At 67.8% G+C, this 16,428-nt stretch carries 16 protein-coding genes; 12 read left to right on the top strand and 4 right to left on the bottom strand.

Going from position 1 to position 16,428, the window contains the following annotated elements:
• Window positions 1–52 precede the first annotated feature (52 nt).
• From MMG85_RS12970 to MMG85_RS12950, 5 genes are all read left to right on the top strand, one after another.
• A complete protein-coding gene (locus MMG85_RS12970; protein WP_241046425.1) occupies window positions 53–2,920 on the top strand; it encodes a pitrilysin family protein in 2,868 nt (955 codons plus the stop codon).
• A 181-nt stretch (window positions 2,921–3,101) separates the two neighbouring features.
• On the top strand, window positions 3,102–3,422 hold the full coding sequence (locus tag MMG85_RS12965; protein ID WP_241046424.1) for a DUF4156 domain-containing protein: 321 nt from the start codon (window positions 3,102–3,104) through the stop codon (window positions 3,420–3,422).
• A 123-nt stretch (window positions 3,423–3,545) separates the two neighbouring features.
• Window positions 3,546–4,562 (top strand): 3-oxoacyl-ACP synthase III, encoded by a 1,017-nt coding sequence (locus MMG85_RS12960; RefSeq protein ID WP_055938221.1) that lies wholly within the window; start codon window positions 3,546–3,548, stop codon window positions 4,560–4,562.
• Window positions 4,563–4,753: 191 nt separating this feature from the next.
• On the top strand, window positions 4,754–5,809 hold the full coding sequence (locus MMG85_RS12955) for a DUF4325 domain-containing protein (protein ID WP_241046423.1): 1,056 nt from the start codon (window positions 4,754–4,756) through the stop codon (window positions 5,807–5,809).
• Window positions 5,810–5,880: 71 nt separating this feature from the next.
• A complete protein-coding gene (locus MMG85_RS12950; protein WP_241046466.1) occupies window positions 5,881–6,711 on the top strand; it encodes an alpha/beta fold hydrolase in 831 nt (276 codons plus the stop codon).
• 144 nt (window positions 6,712–6,855) lie between these two features.
• Here the strand turns inward: MMG85_RS12950 and MMG85_RS12945 are convergent, their stop codons facing one another.
• Window positions 6,856–7,236, bottom strand: coding sequence for a YkgJ family cysteine cluster protein (locus tag MMG85_RS12945; RefSeq protein WP_241046422.1), 381 nt, complete (start codon window positions 7,234–7,236; stop codon window positions 6,856–6,858).
• 92 nt (window positions 7,237–7,328) lie between these two features.
• Here MMG85_RS12945 and oleC point away from each other — a divergent pair, with 92 nt between their 5' ends.
• From oleC to ubiB, 5 genes are all read left to right on the top strand, one after another.
• Window positions 7,329–8,972 carry an olefin beta-lactone synthetase gene (oleC, locus tag MMG85_RS12940; protein ID WP_241046421.1) on the top strand — a complete coding sequence of 548 codons (1,644 nt, stop codon included), beginning with the start codon at window positions 7,329–7,331 and terminating at the stop codon, window positions 8,970–8,972.
• Entirely contained in the window at window positions 8,969–9,970 is a 1,002-nt protein-coding gene (oleD, locus tag MMG85_RS12935) for a 2-alkyl-3-oxoalkanoate reductase (RefSeq protein ID WP_241046420.1), read from the top strand. Before oleC ends, oleD begins: the two co-directional genes overlap by 4 nt.
• 160 nt (window positions 9,971–10,130) lie before the next feature.
• Window positions 10,131–10,289, top strand: a complete 159-nt coding sequence (locus MMG85_RS12930) for a DUF1328 domain-containing protein (protein ID WP_082563134.1) — start codon at window positions 10,131–10,133, stop codon at window positions 10,287–10,289.
• A 132-nt stretch (window positions 10,290–10,421) separates the two neighbouring features.
• Window positions 10,422–11,063: an SCP2 sterol-binding domain-containing protein gene (locus tag MMG85_RS12925; RefSeq protein ID WP_241046419.1), complete on the top strand. Its 642-nt coding sequence runs from the start codon at window positions 10,422–10,424 to the stop codon at window positions 11,061–11,063.
• The gene (ubiB, locus tag MMG85_RS12920) at window positions 11,060–12,712 is read left to right on the top strand and encodes a ubiquinone biosynthesis regulatory protein kinase UbiB (RefSeq protein WP_241046418.1); all 1,653 of its coding nucleotides are present in this window, start codon (window positions 11,060–11,062) and stop codon (window positions 12,710–12,712) included. The genes MMG85_RS12925 and ubiB overlap by 4 nt, the downstream gene beginning before the upstream one ends.
• A gap of 61 nt (window positions 12,713–12,773) precedes the next feature.
• Here ubiB and MMG85_RS12915 read toward each other — a convergent pair whose 3' ends face one another.
• Window positions 12,774–13,166: a hypothetical protein gene (locus MMG85_RS12915; protein ID WP_241046417.1), complete on the bottom strand. Its 393-nt coding sequence runs from the start codon at window positions 13,164–13,166 to the stop codon at window positions 12,774–12,776.
• 136 nt (window positions 13,167–13,302) lie between these two features.
• On the opposite strand from MMG85_RS12915, the gene MMG85_RS12910 reads away from it, so the two are divergent.
• Window positions 13,303–13,869: a type 1 glutamine amidotransferase domain-containing protein gene (locus MMG85_RS12910; protein WP_241046416.1), complete on the top strand. Its 567-nt coding sequence runs from the start codon at window positions 13,303–13,305 to the stop codon at window positions 13,867–13,869.
• 2 nt (window positions 13,870–13,871) lie between these two features.
• Here MMG85_RS12910 and MMG85_RS12905 read toward each other — a convergent pair whose 3' ends face one another.
• Both MMG85_RS12905 and MMG85_RS12900 read right to left on the bottom strand, forming a co-directional pair.
• Window positions 13,872–14,447: a hypothetical protein gene (locus tag MMG85_RS12905; RefSeq protein ID WP_241046415.1), complete on the bottom strand. Its 576-nt coding sequence runs from the start codon at window positions 14,445–14,447 to the stop codon at window positions 13,872–13,874.
• A gap of 34 nt (window positions 14,448–14,481) precedes the next feature.
• The gene (locus MMG85_RS12900; RefSeq protein WP_241046414.1) at window positions 14,482–14,649 is read right to left on the bottom strand and encodes a hypothetical protein; all 168 of its coding nucleotides are present in this window, start codon (window positions 14,647–14,649) and stop codon (window positions 14,482–14,484) included.
• 313 nt (window positions 14,650–14,962) lie between these two features.
• Here MMG85_RS12900 and MMG85_RS12895 point away from each other — a divergent pair, with 313 nt between their 5' ends.
• The gene (locus MMG85_RS12895; RefSeq protein WP_241046413.1) at window positions 14,963–15,799 is read left to right on the top strand and encodes an endonuclease/exonuclease/phosphatase family protein; all 837 of its coding nucleotides are present in this window, start codon (window positions 14,963–14,965) and stop codon (window positions 15,797–15,799) included.
• Window positions 15,800–16,428: the final 629 nt, after the last annotated feature.

The following is a 16,428-nucleotide window of genomic DNA, read 5'->3' as shown; positions in this document are numbered from 1 at the left end:
GGCGGCTAGGATCGGGGGTTCTGCTGGCCCATTCAGTATCAAAGGAGTGTCCATGTCCGTTTCCCGCCGGCCCCGCGCCGCCCTGCTCGCTGTCGCCCTGTCCGCCGCCCTCGGGGGCCTGGCGTACGCCCCGGCTTCCACCTATGCGAAGCCGGCCGCCGGTGCGGACATCGTGATTCCGTATGAAGAGTTCACCCTGCCCAACGGCCTGCGGGTGATCGTGCACACCGATCGCAAGGCGCCGATCGTGGCGGTCAACCTGTGGTACCACGTGGGCAGCAAGAACGAGACGCCGGGCCGTACCGGCTTCGCCCACCTGTTCGAGCATCTGATGTTCCAGGGCAGCGAGAACCACGACGGCGAGTTCTTCACCCCGTTCGAGCTGGTCGGCGCCACCGACCAGAACGGCACCACCAACCAGGACCGCACCAACTACTTCCAGAACGTGCCCACCACGGCGCTGGACATGGCGCTGTGGATGGAATCCGACCGCATGGGCCACCTGCTGGGTGCGATCGACCAGAAGGCGCTCGACGAGCAGCGCGGCGTGGTGCAGAACGAGAAGCGCCAGGGCGAGAACCAGCCCTACGGCCGCCGCATCACCGCGCGCATGTTCGAGGCGCTGTATCCGGCCGGACATCCCTACAGCTGGCAGACCATCGGCTCGATGGCCGACCTCGACGCGGCCACGCTGGACGACGTGAAGACCTGGTTCCGCAGCTGGTACGGCCCCAACAACGCCGTGCTGGTGCTGGCCGGCGACATCGACGTCGCCACCGCCAAGGAGAAGGTCACCCGCTACTTCGGCGACATCCCGGCCAGCGCCACGCTGGCGGACATGAAGACCAACATTCCCACCCGCGCCAAGGACACCCGCGAGACCATCCCGGACCGCGTGCCGCAGGTGCGCGTGTACCGCGCATGGCCGGTCGCCGAGATGGGCACCCGGGACGCGGTGCTGCTCGAGCTGTTCGCGCAGGTGCTGGGCGGCAGCGCCGCCTCGCGCTTCGACACCCGGCTGGTGCACGGCGAGAAGATCGCCGACCAGGCGGCCGCCTACCAGTGGAGCAGCGAGATCAGCGGCACCTTCTTCCTGATGTCCACCGTCAAGGAAGGCGTCGATCCGGCCAAGGTCGAAGCCGCGCTGGACGAGGAACTCAAGCGCCTGATCACCCAGGGCCCCAGCGCCGAGGAACTGGAGCGCGCGCGGGTGTCGGGCGTGGCCGGTTTCGTGCGCGGCATCGAGCGGATCGGCGGGTTCGGCGGCAAGTCCGACGTGCTGGCCTCGTGCGCCGTGTACCAGAACAAGCCGGATTGCTACAAGGACGAACTGGCCATCTACACCAGCGCCACCGCGGCCGAGGTGCAGGCGGCGGCCAGGAAGTGGCTGGGCGGTGGCTCGCACACCATCCTCGTGCAACCCAGCGAAACGCCGGCCTCGTCGCTGCCCGAGACCGTGTTCGCGGCGCCCGCCACCGCGCCGGCGGTCACGCCCCAGGTCGACCCGAAGTTCAAGACGGTCAAGACCGACGTCGACCGCAGCCTCGGCGTGCCGAAGACCACCACCTTCCCCGACCTGAAGTTCCCGGCCGTGCAGCGCGCCACGCTGTCCAACGGCATGCAGGTCACGCTGGCCGAGCGCCACGAGACGCCGGTGGTGCAGATCAACATCGAGTTCCCCGGTGGTTACGCGGCCGACGTCGGCAAGAAGCTCGGCACCGCCAGCTTCGCGCTGCAGATGATGGATGAAGGCGCCGGCGAGTACGGCGCGCTCGATTTCGCCGCCCGCAAGGAAGCCCTGGGTGCCGAGCTGACCACCGGCGCCGGCCTGGATTCGGCCTCGGTCGGGCTGTCCGCACTGACCGACAAGCTGGCGCCCTCGCTGGACCTGCTGGCCGACGTGCTGCGTCGCCCGACCTTCGCCCCGGCGGAAATCGAGCGCGTGCGCGCCACCTGGATCGCCGGCATCAAGCAGGAAAAGGCACGCCCGCAGACCGCCGCGCTGCGCACGCTGCCGCCGCTGCTGTACGGCGCCGGCCACCCGTACGCGATTCCGTTCACCGGCTCGGGCACCGAAGCCTCCATCGCGTCGCTGACCCGCGACGACCTGGTCGCCTTCCACCGCGACTGGCTGCAGCCGTCGCAGGCGCGCATCACCGTCGTCGGCGATACCGCGCTGGCGCAGATCATCCCGCTGCTGGAAGCGCGCCTGGGCGACTGGAAGGCCGCACCCAACGCACCCAAGCCTGCGGCCGTGCCGACGGTGGCCAATCCGGCCAAGCCGCGGGTGTTCCTGATCGACCAGCCGGGCGCCATCCAATCGAACGTCTACGCCGCGCAGCTGGTACCGCCTACCGGCGACGACGGCACCATCGACTTCGACTTCGCCAACGGCGTGCTGGGCGGGCAGTTCAGCTCGCGCCTCAACATGAACCTGCGCGAGAACAAGCACTGGGCCTACGGCTCCTACAGCGGCGCCCGCAATACGCTCGGCCAGCGTCCGTGGTGGGCCAGCGCCGCCGTGCAGAGCGACCGCACCGCCGATTCGATGAAGGAGCTGCAGAAGGAAATCAGCGAGTTCGCCACCGGCCAGGCCCCGGCCAAGCCGGACGAGATCGCCAAGATCCGCGCCGCCAACACGCTGGAACTGCCGGGCGCGTACGAAACCGCCGCCGCGGTGCTCGGCCAGATCGCCTCCAACCAGCGCTATGGCCGACCGGACGACTACATCGTGCAGTACAAGGCCCGCAACGAGGCCATCGGTGCCGCCGATGTCGCCAAGGCCGCGGCCACGTTGTCGCCGTCCGCGTTGACCTGGGTGGTGGTGGGAGACCTGTCCAAGGTCGGCGACGCGGTCCGCGCGCTGCAGCTGGGCGAGGCGGTCGAGCTGGATGTCGACGGCAACATCAAGAAGAAGTAAGCCGCGCGCCACGCGGTGAACCGAAGGGACAGGGCGCCGGGCAGGTGGCAAGGCGCCCGGGGCCTCGCGAGCCGGCCCCTGTTCCCCGCACGATGGCGGGGAACAGGGGTGGGCTGCGGCCCGGATCGATTCATCCGGCATCGGCCAGAATGGCCGCGACTCACATTCCAAGGTGACCCCGATGCGTCTCGTCCTGCTGGCTGCCGTCGTCTCCCCCCTCCTTTTGTCCGCCTGCACCTGGGTGCACCTGGCACCGAGTGCCCGCGACGTCCGCGTGGTGGCGCCGGGTGCCGCCCCCGCCGGTTGCGAAAAGCGCGGCGAAGTGTCGGTGTCGGTCAAGGACAGCGTGGCGTTCTACGAGCGCAACACCCTGCGGGTGCGCGATGAGCTGGAAACCCTGGCCCGCAACGAGGCGCCCGGGCTGCAGGCCGACACGCTGCAGGCACTGGGCGATCCGGCCAACGGTGAACAACGGTTCGCGGCCTATCGCTGCGGCCGATAAAATGTGAACCAAGTCACACTTGGTGTCGGGCCGCGCTGAAGCCGCGTGCCCGTAAAGATGCGGTGAAGGCGGGAAGCCGTTACCCTTGTCGGCCCCCTCGCCTGAGCCTTGGCGCTAACCTCGATGCTCTTCCAGAATGTCTCCATCGCGGGACTGGCGCATATCGATGCGCCGCACACGCTGACCTCCGCCGAAATCAACGCCCGGCTGCAGCCCACGCTCGACCGCCTGGGCATCAAGACCGACGTGCTGAACGATGTGGCCGGCGTGCATTCCCGCCGCTTGTGGGACGCCGACACTCAGGCCTCCGACGCCGCCACGATGGCCGCGCGCAAGGCCCTGCTCGACGCCGGCATCGGCGCCGACAAGGTCGGCCTGGTGGTCAACACCTCGGTCAGCCGCGACTACCTGGAGCCGTCCACGGCCAGCATCGTCTGCGGCAACCTGGGCGTCAGCGACCACTGCCAGACCTTCGACGTCGCCAATGCCTGCCTGGCCTTCATCAATGGCATGGACATCGCTGCCCGCATGCTGGAGCGCGAGGAGATCGATTACGCCCTGGTCGTCGACGGCGAGACCGCCAACCTGGTCTACGAAAAGACCATCGAGCGTCTCAACGCCCCCGATGTCACCGAGCAGCAGTTTCGCGACGAACTGGCCGCGCTGACGCTGGGCTGCGGTGCCGTGGCGATGGTGCTGACCCGCCGCGCGCTGGCCCCCGAGGCCCCGCGCTACAAGGGTGGCGTGACCCGCTCGGCGACCGAGTGGAACAAGCTCTGCCGCGGCAACCTGGATCGCATGGTCACCGACACCCGCATGCTGCTGATCGAGGGCATGAAGCTGGCCACCAAGACCTTCGCCGCCGCCAAGATCGCGCTGGGCTGGGCGGTGGACGAACTGGACCAGTTCGTCATCCACCAGGTCAGCCGCCCGCACACGCAGGCGTTCGTGAAGTCCTTCGGCATCGACCCCAAGAAGGTCATGACCATCTTCACCGAACACGGCAACATCGGCCCGGCCAGCGTGCCGATCGTGCTGAGCAAGCTCAAGGAACTGGGCAAGCTGAAGAAGGGCGACCGCATCGCCCTGCTCGGCATCGGCTCGGGCCTGAACTGCACGATGGCCGAGGTGGAGTGGTAAGCCCTCGTTAGGTGCATGCGCGGGTGCCAGCATCCGCCCCACCAGGATTGGCGGCGACCACCGCCAGCCCTTGTCGTTTCCGGAGGGGACCTGCATGCTCGCCGGCGTCGTGTCGGTTTCGCGCAAAGAGTAATTCGCGAATATAGCGATAATAATTCGCGAATATAGCGATTTAATTCTAGAATCCAGGCATGGCCAGGCCCGACCGCTCACCTGAAATCGATGCCGCCCTGCTCAGGGCCGTGGCCGAGCACCCGCGCGATCTCGTGGCGATGGTGGCCGCCCAGCTGGGGTTGAGTCCCTCGCGGGTCAGCATGCGGGTTCGAGGCTTGGTCGCCGGCGGCTATCTGATCAAGCAGGGCAGTACCCGCCCGACCTATGCGCTCGGGGAGAACCGCCGGTTCGCACGTGACTATGCGCGTGCAGGGCTGGCCGAGGACCGGGTCTGGTATGCAGACCTGCTGCCATTGCTGAATCATCTGCCCCGCAATGTGCTGGACATCGCGCACCATGGCACCACCGAGATGGTGAACAACGCGGTAGACCATTCCGAAGCGACCACGGTGTCCGTATGGATGGAATGCAGCGGCGGCTGCCTGCGGTTTGTCGTCGCGGATGACGGCGTCGGCATCTTCCGGAAGATCACGCGTGCGCTCCAGCTGCCTGACGAACGGCTCGCTCTCCTGGAACTGTCAAAAGGCAAGCTGACGACCGATCCGCAGCGGCACAGTGGGGAAGGGATCTTCTTTACCTCGCGCATGTTCGACGTGTATCGGATTGAATCCGGCAGCCTGGTGTTCGATCACGACGCCAAGTACGACCTTGACTTGTTGGACGAGGCGCACGACGTGCCTGGTACACAGGTCATCATGCAGATCGCCACGGGTTCGACGCGTACCGTGGAGTCCGTATTCGACCAGTATTCCAGCGGGCCCGATGACTACGCGTTCGCGCGCACTGTTGTGCCCGTGCGATTGGCGAAAGTGGGTGACGAGAATCTGGTATCCCGCTCGCAAGCCAAACGGCTGCTGCAGCGAGTGGAGAGCTTCCGTCATGTAGTGCTGGATTTCGCCGAGGTCGCTGGCATCGGCCAGGCGTTCGCCGATGAAATCTTCCGTGTATTCGCCAACGCACACCCGGACGTGGAGCTGTTGCATGTCCACGCGGTGCCCGCAGTACAACAGATGATCCGTCGTGCGGAAGTGCTGCGCGACGAACAGGGCGGAGTACTGCCGCCATCAGAATGAAAGGACCGTACGTGAAACTCCCCGGCTATCCCTCCCATCCGAAGCGCTTTGAAGTCCGCCCCGGCCTGTCGATGAACTACCTCGACGAAGGCCCGCGCGACGGCGAGGTGGTGGTGATGCTGCACGGCAATCCGTCGTGGAGCTATTACTGGCGCACGCTGGTGGCGGGGCTGTCGGATCGCTATCGCTGTATCGTGCCCGACCACATCGGCATGGGCCTGTCCGACAAGCCGGACGACAGCCGCTACGACTACACGCTGCAGTCGCGGGTGGACGACGTGGCCGCGCTGCTGCAGCACCTGGGCATCACCGGTCCGGTGACGCTGGCCGTGCACGACTGGGGCGGCATGATCGGCTTCGGCTGGGCGCTCTCGCATGCCGCGCAGGTGAAGCGGCTGGTGGTCACCAACACCGCCGCGTTCCCGATGCCGGCCGCGAAGAAGATGCCGTGGCGGATCGCGCTGGGCCGCGACTGGACCGTCGGCGAGTGGATCGTCCGTGGTTTCAATGCGTTCTCCGCCGGCGCTTCCTGGATCGGCGTGAAGCGCCGCATGCCGGCCGACGTGCGGCGCGCCTACGTGGCGCCGTACGACACCTGGGCCAACCGCATCTCGACCATCCGCTTCATGCAGGACATTCCGCTGGGCCCGCAGGACAAGGCGTGGCCGCTGCTGGAGGCGTCAGGCAAGGCGCTGCCGTCGTTCGCGGACCGCCCGGTGTTTCTGGGCTGGGGCCTGAAGGACTTCGTGTTCGACAAGCACTTCCTGGATGGCTTCCGCGCCGCGCTTCCGAACGCCGAAGTGCATGCGTACGAAGATGCCGGCCACTACGTGCTGGAAGACAAGCACGAGATCCTGGTGCCGCTGATCCGCGACTTCCTGGATCGCCATCCGCTCACGTAGCGCGTAGCCCGGGTAAGGCCAAAGGCCGCACCCGGGGGAATCAGGCGCCACTGCATTAGGTCCCGGGTGCGCTTCGCTTACCCGGGCTACGCGCCACCTCGTATCGAGTAAGGGGCAGCCTCTTCCCCCATAAGGAAAAAAGGGTCAGATCTCCGGCAACGGATTCTTCTCGGCCTCCACCACGCCCGCCCAGTCCGCCTCCACCAGTAACGGCAGGCCATGCGCCAGCCGCGCCTTGTCGCACTGTGCGCTGCGCTCGCCGAACTCCAGCGACGCCGGCACCAGCGCGCAGACCGAGGGCCGGCGGTCGTGGATGGTGCAGCGGCTGTAGCGGCCGATGTCGGCGTCCAGCGCCACGCAGTGCGGCTGCTTCTGCGAGGTGCCGCGCATCACCCGTTCGTGCACGCGCAGCGGCTCGGTCAGTGCGATCGGCACCACGCCGCCTTGCTCGGGATCCGCCTCGCTCCAGTGGAAGCTGACGCGGAAGTGGGCGCAGCAGGCGCCGCAGGTCAGGCAGGGGTGCATCGGCGTGGGCGGGCGTCAGGGCGCGGGCGGGACGCGCATTCTGCCTACGCCGGCGGCTGACGCAAGTACCGTCCAGCGGCGACAATGGCCGCATGACCGATCCGTGCAACATCGCCGCCAGCCTTCCCCGGCTGGCCCGCGACCAGCCCGACCGCGTGGCCATGCGCTGCCCAGATGGCGCAGGCCGCTACACCCGCGAGCTCACCTACGCGCAGCTGGATGCGCGCAGCGACGCCATCGCCGCCGGCCTGGGCGCCTACGGCATCGGCCGCGGCGCGCGCACGGTGGTGATGGTGCGGCCGACGCCGGAGTTCTTCCTGCTGATGTTCGCGCTGTTCAAGGCCGGCGCCGTGCCGGTGCTGGTCGATCCGGGCATCGACCGCCGCGCGCTGAAGCAGTGCCTGGATGAAGCCGAACCCGCCGCCTTCATCGGCATCCCGCTGGCGCAGCTCGCGCGCCGCGTGCTGGGCTGGGCGGGATCGGCGGAGAAGATCGTCACCGTCGGCACGCGCTGGGCCTGGGGCGGCACCACGCTGGCGAAGATCGAGGCGCGCGGCGCCGGCGCGGGCCCCCAGCTGGCCGATACCGCGCCCGACGATATCGCCGGCATCCTGTTCACCAGCGGCTCCACCGGCGTGCCGAAGGGCGTGGTGTACCGCCATCGCCATTTCGTCGCCCAGATCGAGCTGCTGCGCAGCGCCTTCGGGCTGCAACCCGGTGGCGTCGACCTGCCGACGTTCCCGCCGTTCGCGCTGTTCGATCCCGCCCTCGGCTTGACCTCGGTGATCCCCGACATGGATCCCACGCGCCCGGCCAGCGCCGATCCCGAAAAACTGCACGCCGCCATCGCGCGCTTCGGCGTCACCCAGCTGTTCGGATCGCCGGCGCTGATGAAGGTGCTGGCCGACCATGGCCAGCCGTTGCCCGGCGTGCAGCGGGTGACCTCGGCCGGCGCGCCGGTGCCGCCGGACGTGGTGGCGAAGATCCGCACGCTGCTGCCGGACGATGCACAGTTCTGGACACCGTACGGCGCCACCGAGTGCCTGCCGGTGGCAGTGATCGAAGGTCGCGAGCTGGAAGCCACGCGTGCGCAGACCGAAGCCGGTGCCGGCACCTGCGTCGGTCGCGCGGTACCGCCGAACGAGGTCCGCATCATCCGCATCAGCGACACGGCCATCGCCGACTGGCGCGATGTCGAAGTGCTGCCCGACGGCGAAGTGGGCGAGATCACCGTCGCCGGTCCCACCGCCACCGACACCTATTTCCGCCGCGATGCCGCCACCAGCCTCGCCAAGATCCGCGAGGCGCTGCCCGATGGCGGCGAGCGCATCGTGCACCGCATGGGCGATGTCGGCTGGTTCGACGGCAACGGCCGCCTGTGGTTCTGCGGCCGCAAGACCCAGCGTGTGGAAACCGCCGACGGCCCGCTCTACACCGAGCAGGTCGAACCGGTCTTCAACACCCATCCGCAGGTGCGTCGCACCGCGCTGGTCGGTGTCGGCGAACCCGGTCGCCAGCAGCCGGTGCTGTGCTACGAACTGCAGGCCGGCGCCAGCGTCGATCGGGCACGAATGGAAACCGAACTGCGCGGCATCGCCGCGCGCCATCCGCACACCGCGCGCATCACCGCCTACCTGCCGCACCCGGGTTTCCCGGTCGACATCCGCCACAACGCCAAGATCGGCCGCGAGAAGCTGGCGGTCTGGGCGACCACGCAACGGGAGCCACACGCATGAAGATCCTCGTCACCGGCGGCGGCGGTTTCCTGGGACAGGCGCTCTGCCGCGGACTGGTCGAGCGCGGGCACCAGGTCATCAGCTTCAACCGCGGCCACTACCCGGTGCTGCGCGAACTCGGCGTGGGGCAGGTGCAGGGCGATCTGGCCGACGGGCATGCGGTGATGCATGCCGCCGCCGGCGTCGATGCGATCTTCCACAACGCGGCCAAGGCCGGTGCCTGGGGCAGCTACAAGAGCTATCACGACGCCAACGTGGTCGGCACGCAGAACGTGCTGGATGCCTGCCGCACGCACGGCATCGGCCGTCTCGTCTACACCTCGACGCCCAGCGTCACCCACCGCGCCACGAACCCGGTGGAAGGTGGCAGCGCCGCCGACGTGCCGTACGGCGAAGGCTTCAAGGCGCCGTATGCGACCACCAAGATGATCGCGGAGAAGGCGGTGCTGGCCGCCAACGACGCCACGCTGGCGACGGTGGCGCTGCGCCCGCGGCTGATCTGGGGCCCGGGCGACCACCAGATCCTGCCGCGACTGGTGTCGCGCGCGCGCGCCGGTCGTCTGCGCATCGTCGGCAGCGGCGAGAACCTTGTCGACACCACCTACATCGACAACGCCGCGCAGGCGCACTTCGACGCCTTCGATCATCTCGCGCCGGGTGCGGCCTGCGCCGGCAAGGCGTACTTCATCTCCAACGGCGAGCCCTGGCCGATGCGCAGGCTGCTCGATGCACTGCTGGCGTCGGCCGGTGCGCCGCGCGTGGACAAGCAGCTATCGTTCAAGGCGGCCTACCGCATCGGCGCGGTCTGCGAGACCTTGTGGACCGTGCTGCCGCTGAAAGGCGAACCGCCGATGACGCGCTTCCTCGCCGAACAGCTCAGCACTGCGCACTGGTATGACATGGCACCTGCAGGCCGCGATTTCGGCTATGTGCCGCAGGTGTCGATGGAGGAAGGCTTCGAGCGACTGCGCGCGTGGCTGCGCGACCATCCGGTGTAAGACCGGCCAGCCGTCCCGGGCAACCTTCACGTCCGGGTCACGACGCTGAAGCGCATCCATATCGCGCCGCCCGACACTCACGCGACGACGACTCCCGGCATTCCAGCATGGCGCACGCCACTACCGGCTGCACCACTGGCCATTGCCAAAGGGAGTTTCCATGCTGCGCTACGCCATCATCTTCTTCGTCATCGCGCTGATCGCCGCCGTGCTGGGTTTTAGCGGCATCGCCGGCGCCGCCACCAACATCGCGTGGGTGCTGTTCGTCGTCTTCGTGATCCTGGCGATCATCTCGCTGCTGCGCGGCAAGCGCGTCTGACGCATACCGTCTCTCTCCGCCGGGACGGCAGGACGCCGTCGAGCCCGCCCCGAGCCTGCACGATGCAGGCGGAAGGGCGGGCAGGGCGTACGGATCGGGACCATAAGCGTTGACAGGCCCTAGAATGGCGGCATGGACCTGTCCCCGTTCGATGCCCTGAAACCCCTCGCCGGCCGTGCGCTGGAAGCCGCGCTCAACCAGGCGCTGGCGCTGGATCCCGACACCGCCGCGGCGCTGCTGCCGCTGGAAGGACGTCGCATCCAGCTGCAGGTCGATGCCCCCCCGCTGGCGATGGACATCACCGTCGGCGGCGGTCGCCTGCAGGTGGGACCCGCCAGCGAAGTGCTCGAAGCCGACCTCGCCGTGCGCAGCACGCTCGGTGGCCTGCTCGGGCAACTGCCGTTCTTCCGCCGCGACCACGCCACGCCCGTCGGCAAGGTCAAGGTGTCCGGCGATGCCGACCTCGCGCGTCGCCTGCAGACGCTGGCCACCCGCTTCGATCCGGACTGGTCATTGCCATTCACCCGCGTGTTCGGCGACGTGATCGGCGTGCAGGTCGCCAACGCGGTGCGCGCCGGCCTGCAGCAGGTCCGCGCTGCCGCCGGCAACCTGGCCGAGAGCGCCGCCGACTACATCACCGAAGAATCGCGCGACGTGGTGGGCCGGGAAGAACTGAATGCCTTCCATGACGATGTCGACGCGATCCGCGACGACGTCGAGCGCATCGCCGTACGCGTCGGCCGCCTGGCCGCCCGCGTGGAGCACCGCGCATGAAGTCGGTGCTGCGGGCCAGCCGCATCGGCCGCGTGCTGCTCCGTTACCGCCTCGACGACCTGCTCGATGGCACGCCGGTCGAACGCTGGTTGAAGCTCGGCCGTCCATTCGTGCCGCGTGCCTCGGCCGAGATCGCCGCGCAACCGCGCGGTGCGCGCCTGCGGCTGGCGCTGCAGGAGCTGGGGCCGATCTTCGTCAAGTTCGGCCAGATCCTGTCCACACGTCGCGACCTGATCCCGCCCGACATCGCCGAAGAGCTGACCCTGCTGCAGGACCGCGTCGCGCCATTCGATGGCGACGTGGCGCGCGCGCTGGTGGAAGAGGAACTCGGCCGCGCCATCCACGAGGCGTTCGAGCACTTCGACACCACCCCGCTCGCGTCCGCGTCCATCGCCCAGGTGCACGCCGCCACGCTGCCCGGCGGGCGCGAGGTCGTGGTGAAAGTACTCCGCCCCGACATCCGTCAGCAGATCGCCGGCGACATCGCGCTGCTGGAAAGCGTCGCCGCCATCGTCGAACGCGCACACCCCAACGCCGACAAGATCCGTCCACGCGAGATCGTCGCCGAGATCGAGAACACGCTGGCGGCCGAGCTCGACCTGCAGCGCGAGGCCGGCAACGCCAGCCTGCTGCGGCGCAACTGGGCCGAGTCGCCCGACCTGTACGTGCCCGAAGTGATCTGGTCGCACACCGCCGAGCGCGCGATGACGATGGAGCGCGTGCGCGGCATTCCGTCCGACGACATCGGCGCGCTCGACGCCGCCGGCATCGATCGCCGCGCGCTGGCCGCCAAGGGCGTGCGCGTGTTCTACCAGCAGGTGTTCCGCGACAACTTCTTCCACGCCGACGCCCACGCCGGCAACATCTGGGTCGATCCGGAACGGAAGACCGATCCGCGCTTCATCGCGCTGGATTTCGGCATCATGGGCCAGCTCTCGCGCGACGACCAGTACTGGCTCGCCGAGAACTTCATGGCGATCTTCAACCGCGATTACCGCCGCATCGCCGAGCTGCACGTGCAGGCCGGCTGGATGCCGGCGCACATCCGCATCGACGAACTGGAAGCCGCCGCGCGCGCCGTCTGCGAGCCGTACTTCACCCGCCCGCTCAGCGAGATCTCGCTGGCCGAGGTGCTGGCCAAGCTGTTCCGCACCGCGCAGCGCTACGAACTGACCCTGCAGCCGCAGCTGATCCTGCTGCAGAAGACGCTGCTCAACATCGAAGGCGTGGGTCGCCAGCTCGATCCGCAGATCGACATCTGGGCGGTGGCGCGGCCGGTGCTGGAGCGCATCCTGCTGGAGCGCTACAGCCCGCAGCGCGCCGCGCAGGAATTCCGCAAGCGCCTGCCGGAGATCATGACCCACGCGCCGGACATGCCGCGACTGGTGCATGCCTGGCTGAGCCAGCAGGTCGATGGCCGCCATGAGCTTTCCCTGCGCTCGAAGGATCTCACCGACCTCGCGCACACGATGAAGGGCATGCAACGGCGCGTGGTCGCCGCCATCCTCGGCGTGGGCCTGCTGATCGTCGCGGCGGTGCTGTATGCGCTGGAAGCGGGCGGCCCCCGCCTGTTCGACATTCCGGCGGCGGCGTGGATCGCCGGCATCGGCGGGCTGTGGGCGCTGCTGGCGGCGTGGCCGCGGCGGTGAAGCAGGAGTGAGTGGAGAGGAGTGAGGAGTGAGCGAAAGCAGGGCGCTTCTACCTCACTCCTCACTCCTCTCCACTCACTTCCCGCCTCACAGCCAGCCACCAGCCCAACCACACCTGCAGCGGCAACGTCAGCAGGCAGGCGAGCGTGAACCAGCGCGGGAAGTCGTTCCACGCCGCCACGGTCACCGACACATCCAGGGCCAGGTAGATTGCGAAGATCGCCCACGCGTGCGCGGTCTTGGCCACCGCCGCGACGCGCACCATCAGCGCGGCACCCGTCAAGCCGGCCAGGAACACCCGCAGCAGGTCGTAGCCCAGCCTGGCATCGCCGCCACGCGGCAGCGCCAGCAGGGCCGCCAGTTCGCTGCCAGCCAGGTTCACCGCCGGTATGGCCGCGAGGGCGAGCGCCAAAGCCGCTGCGCTGCGCAGGACGATGATCGCGCGGTGAGGCATGGCGATGCACTCCGATGAACAGGTGCGCCATTGAAGCACGACGTCCGCGTGCGTTGACGCCGGCGAAACGATTCCTTCGCGTGTCGTGCGCATGGCGCACGCTACGGTGGCGGCTCATTCGCACGGGAGCTTCCCCATGAGCCATCTGACCGGAAAACGCGTCGCCATCCTCGCCGCCGACGGCTTCGAGCAGTCCGAACTGACCGAGCCGATGCGCGCGTTGAAGGAACATCAGGCGCAGGTCGACATCGTGTCGCTGGAGAGTGGCCGCATCCAGGGCTTCAAGCACTTCGACAAGGGCGACCAGGTCGACGTCGATCACGTGCTGTCCGAAGTCAGCGCCAAGGACTACGACGCGCTGGTGATTCCGGGCGGCCTGTTCAATCCCGACGCGCTACGCGTGGACGATCAGGCGCTCGCCTTCACCCGCGACTTCTTCGAGGCCGGCAAGCCGGTCGGCGCGATCTGCCACGGCCCGTGGGTGCTCGCCAATGCCGACGTGCTGCGCGGCCGCACCGTGACCTCGGTGCCGAACATCCGCAAGGACCTGGAGAATGCCGGCGCGAACTGGAAGGACGATGAAGTGATCGTCGACAAGGGTCTGGTCACCAGTCGCACACCGAAGGATCTGCCTGCGTTCTGCGCGAAGCTGGTGGAGGAGATCGCCGAGGGCAGGCACGGCGGCCAGCGTCGCTCGGCGTAGGCCTAGCGTTTGGGTAGTACAGCCGGTGCTTGCGGCTTGCGGAAGTCCAGGGCGAGGAAACTTTCCTTGGGCTTGCAGGCCGGCTCACAAAGGTAGCCCCAGCGACTGCGGCCATCGTTCAACAGGATGATGCGCTGTTCGACGTTGTCCTGATTCACCGCGACGATCTCCAAGCCCACGATCGTGGCGTCCGGTGGGGGTGGGGGCAGTCCGTCCTGAGCGCCCAGATGCCGGGCCATGTCGGCTGCCGCGATATCGCGTGCTTCGATGCGTGTGAAGTGGCGGGCGTGGTTGACGATCACCGGTGCGGCCTCGTCCACGTCCAGATAGGCCAGCAGCATCACTGGCGCTAGCGCGCCCGGATATGTCCAGTACTGGCCATCCGCCGAGGTGATGAGATGCCCGTAGGGTGTGCATATCACTTGTGCGACGTCCTGCAGGCGCGGCGGCATCGAGACGATGGCCGTCTCGGGCGCTTCCGAGCAGGGGATATCAAGATCCTCCGGCGCTTGTGCATGGACCCGTGATGAGATCAGCAACAATGCGATCGCTGCGGTCATACGAGCGGCGTATTCCATTCCTATCCCAGTTTCGCTGGTTCAGGCAGAGAGTCTAACGCGGCGCGGTGTCTGCTTCCTGCTGCAGGACGACAGCGCACTGCGGCAATGGCAAGGGCCCGTACACTTTGGTCGTGCCGGCAAAGCCGCCCTGCTCGACCACGTAGACCGCGCGCGCCTCGCCATCGACATGGAGGAACTGCTGGTAGCCATCGGCGACCATGCCTGCTGCACGCCGTAGGGACCGACGAAGGGTCTGAGGCGATCGGCGACACAGGCGGTCACCGGATCCACCACGGGCGAATGCATGCCGCTGTCCACGGTGAGGATCACGGGTGGCGGAGGCCGCTGGCCAGACGCGGCGGCGGCCAGCATCGCCATCAGGGCAGTCGCAGGCATGGAGCTTCCTTTTCCTGTTCGGAGGGGTGCATCTTGCATCAGCCCATGTCGTGGAAGTAGGGCGGTTTCGCGTGCGTTCCCTCACTGTTCAACGGCCGCCTGCGCGACAATGGCCGCCCACCGTCGTGGAGCTGCCCATGAGCTATTGGAGTCTGATACTGGCGAGCCTGTTGGGCATCGTGTCGCTGCCCGCGCATGCCGCCGACCTCCCGCTGCGCATCATGAGTTTCAACATCCGCCTGCCGGTGGAGAGCGATGGTGTCGACTACTGGGAGACGCGCAAGCCACTTGCGCTACGCATGCTGCGCGAACAGCAGCCCGACGTGATCGGCCTGCAGGAACTGGTGAAATCGCAGGCCGATTATCTGGCGAAGGAACTGCGGCAGTACGCGTGGTTCGGATGCGGGCGCGAGGCCGATGGCGGCGGCGAGTACATGGGCGTGTTCTACCGGAAGGACCGGTTGAAGGTCGTCGAATCCGGCGACTTCTGGCTGTCGGATACGCCGGAGGTTCCCGGCAGCATCACCTGGAACCACCCGCATCCGCGCATGGTCACGTGGGCGCTGTTCGAGCAGCGTACCGACGGCAAGCGCTTCTACCTGCTCAACACCCATCTGCCCTACCGCGAACAGGACGAAGCCGCGCGGGTGAAGGGTGCGAACGCCATCGCCCGATATCTGTCCACACTGCCCGCCGATGTGCCGGTCGTGCTGACGGGCGACTTCAACACCACGCCCGCGAGCGAGGTGCACGCGATACTTGCCCGAACGCTGCAGGATGCGTGGACGACCGCGCCGCGTGTGGAAGGCATCGACGCGACGTTCCACGGATTCACCGGCAAGGCGGACAGGCGCATCGACTGGATCTTCGTGAAGGGCGTGCGGCTGGAATCCGTGACGTCGGTGACGACGCGCTGGAACGGCCGCTATCCGTCCGACCACTTTCCGCTGGTGGTGACGGTAAGGTTGCCGTAGTTCCCCGGACGGCAGATCGCGTCCGGAGCGCGGAAGATCGCGCTCGGAAAGCCAGGCGCAGGGCGAAAAGTGCCATCGATGGCATGCACGAAGCCATCGATGGGATTCCCAGAGCGACAGGGTGGCACGTTGAGAGCGATCGATGGGTTTCGGAAAGCCATCGATCGCTTTCGCGGAGCCATCGACGGGCCGGAATGTGCCATCGATGGCTTTCAATGTGAGAGAGGTCGGGCTCCGAATCCCATCGATGGCAGGGGAGAGCTCGATCCTTCGCATTCTGAGCGCTATCGTCGGGATGCCGGGCTCCATCGATGGGGCCCCGAGCGTTGCGCTTGGAGCTCGATGCGAGACCGAGGAGGCTCGCGATGTGCGTTCCCTTCGCCCCGCCAGGCGGGGAGAAGGTGCCCGAAGGGCGGATGAGGGGCTTGCGCGATGGCGGGACATAGGGAATCGGTCGGCATGTCCGCCTCTGGCTAAAGCACGGGCGCGTTCCAGGCCGCCTCTCCGCTCGCCCCTCACCCGCCTTCGGCACCCTTATCTCTTGGCGATCTGCCAGATTAGATGCCGAGAGCCGGCGTGGTCGAGCGTCACACCTTGGGTGCTACGACCGCGGGAGAGCAAGCTCGCCA

This window comes from Pseudoxanthomonas sp. LH2527 (assembly GCF_022539275.1).
Classification (GTDB): Bacteria; Pseudomonadota; Gammaproteobacteria; order Xanthomonadales; family Xanthomonadaceae; genus Pseudoxanthomonas_A.
The sequence above is the reverse complement of the archived record's forward strand: the minus strand, read 5'-3'. Positions and strand labels throughout refer to the sequence as shown.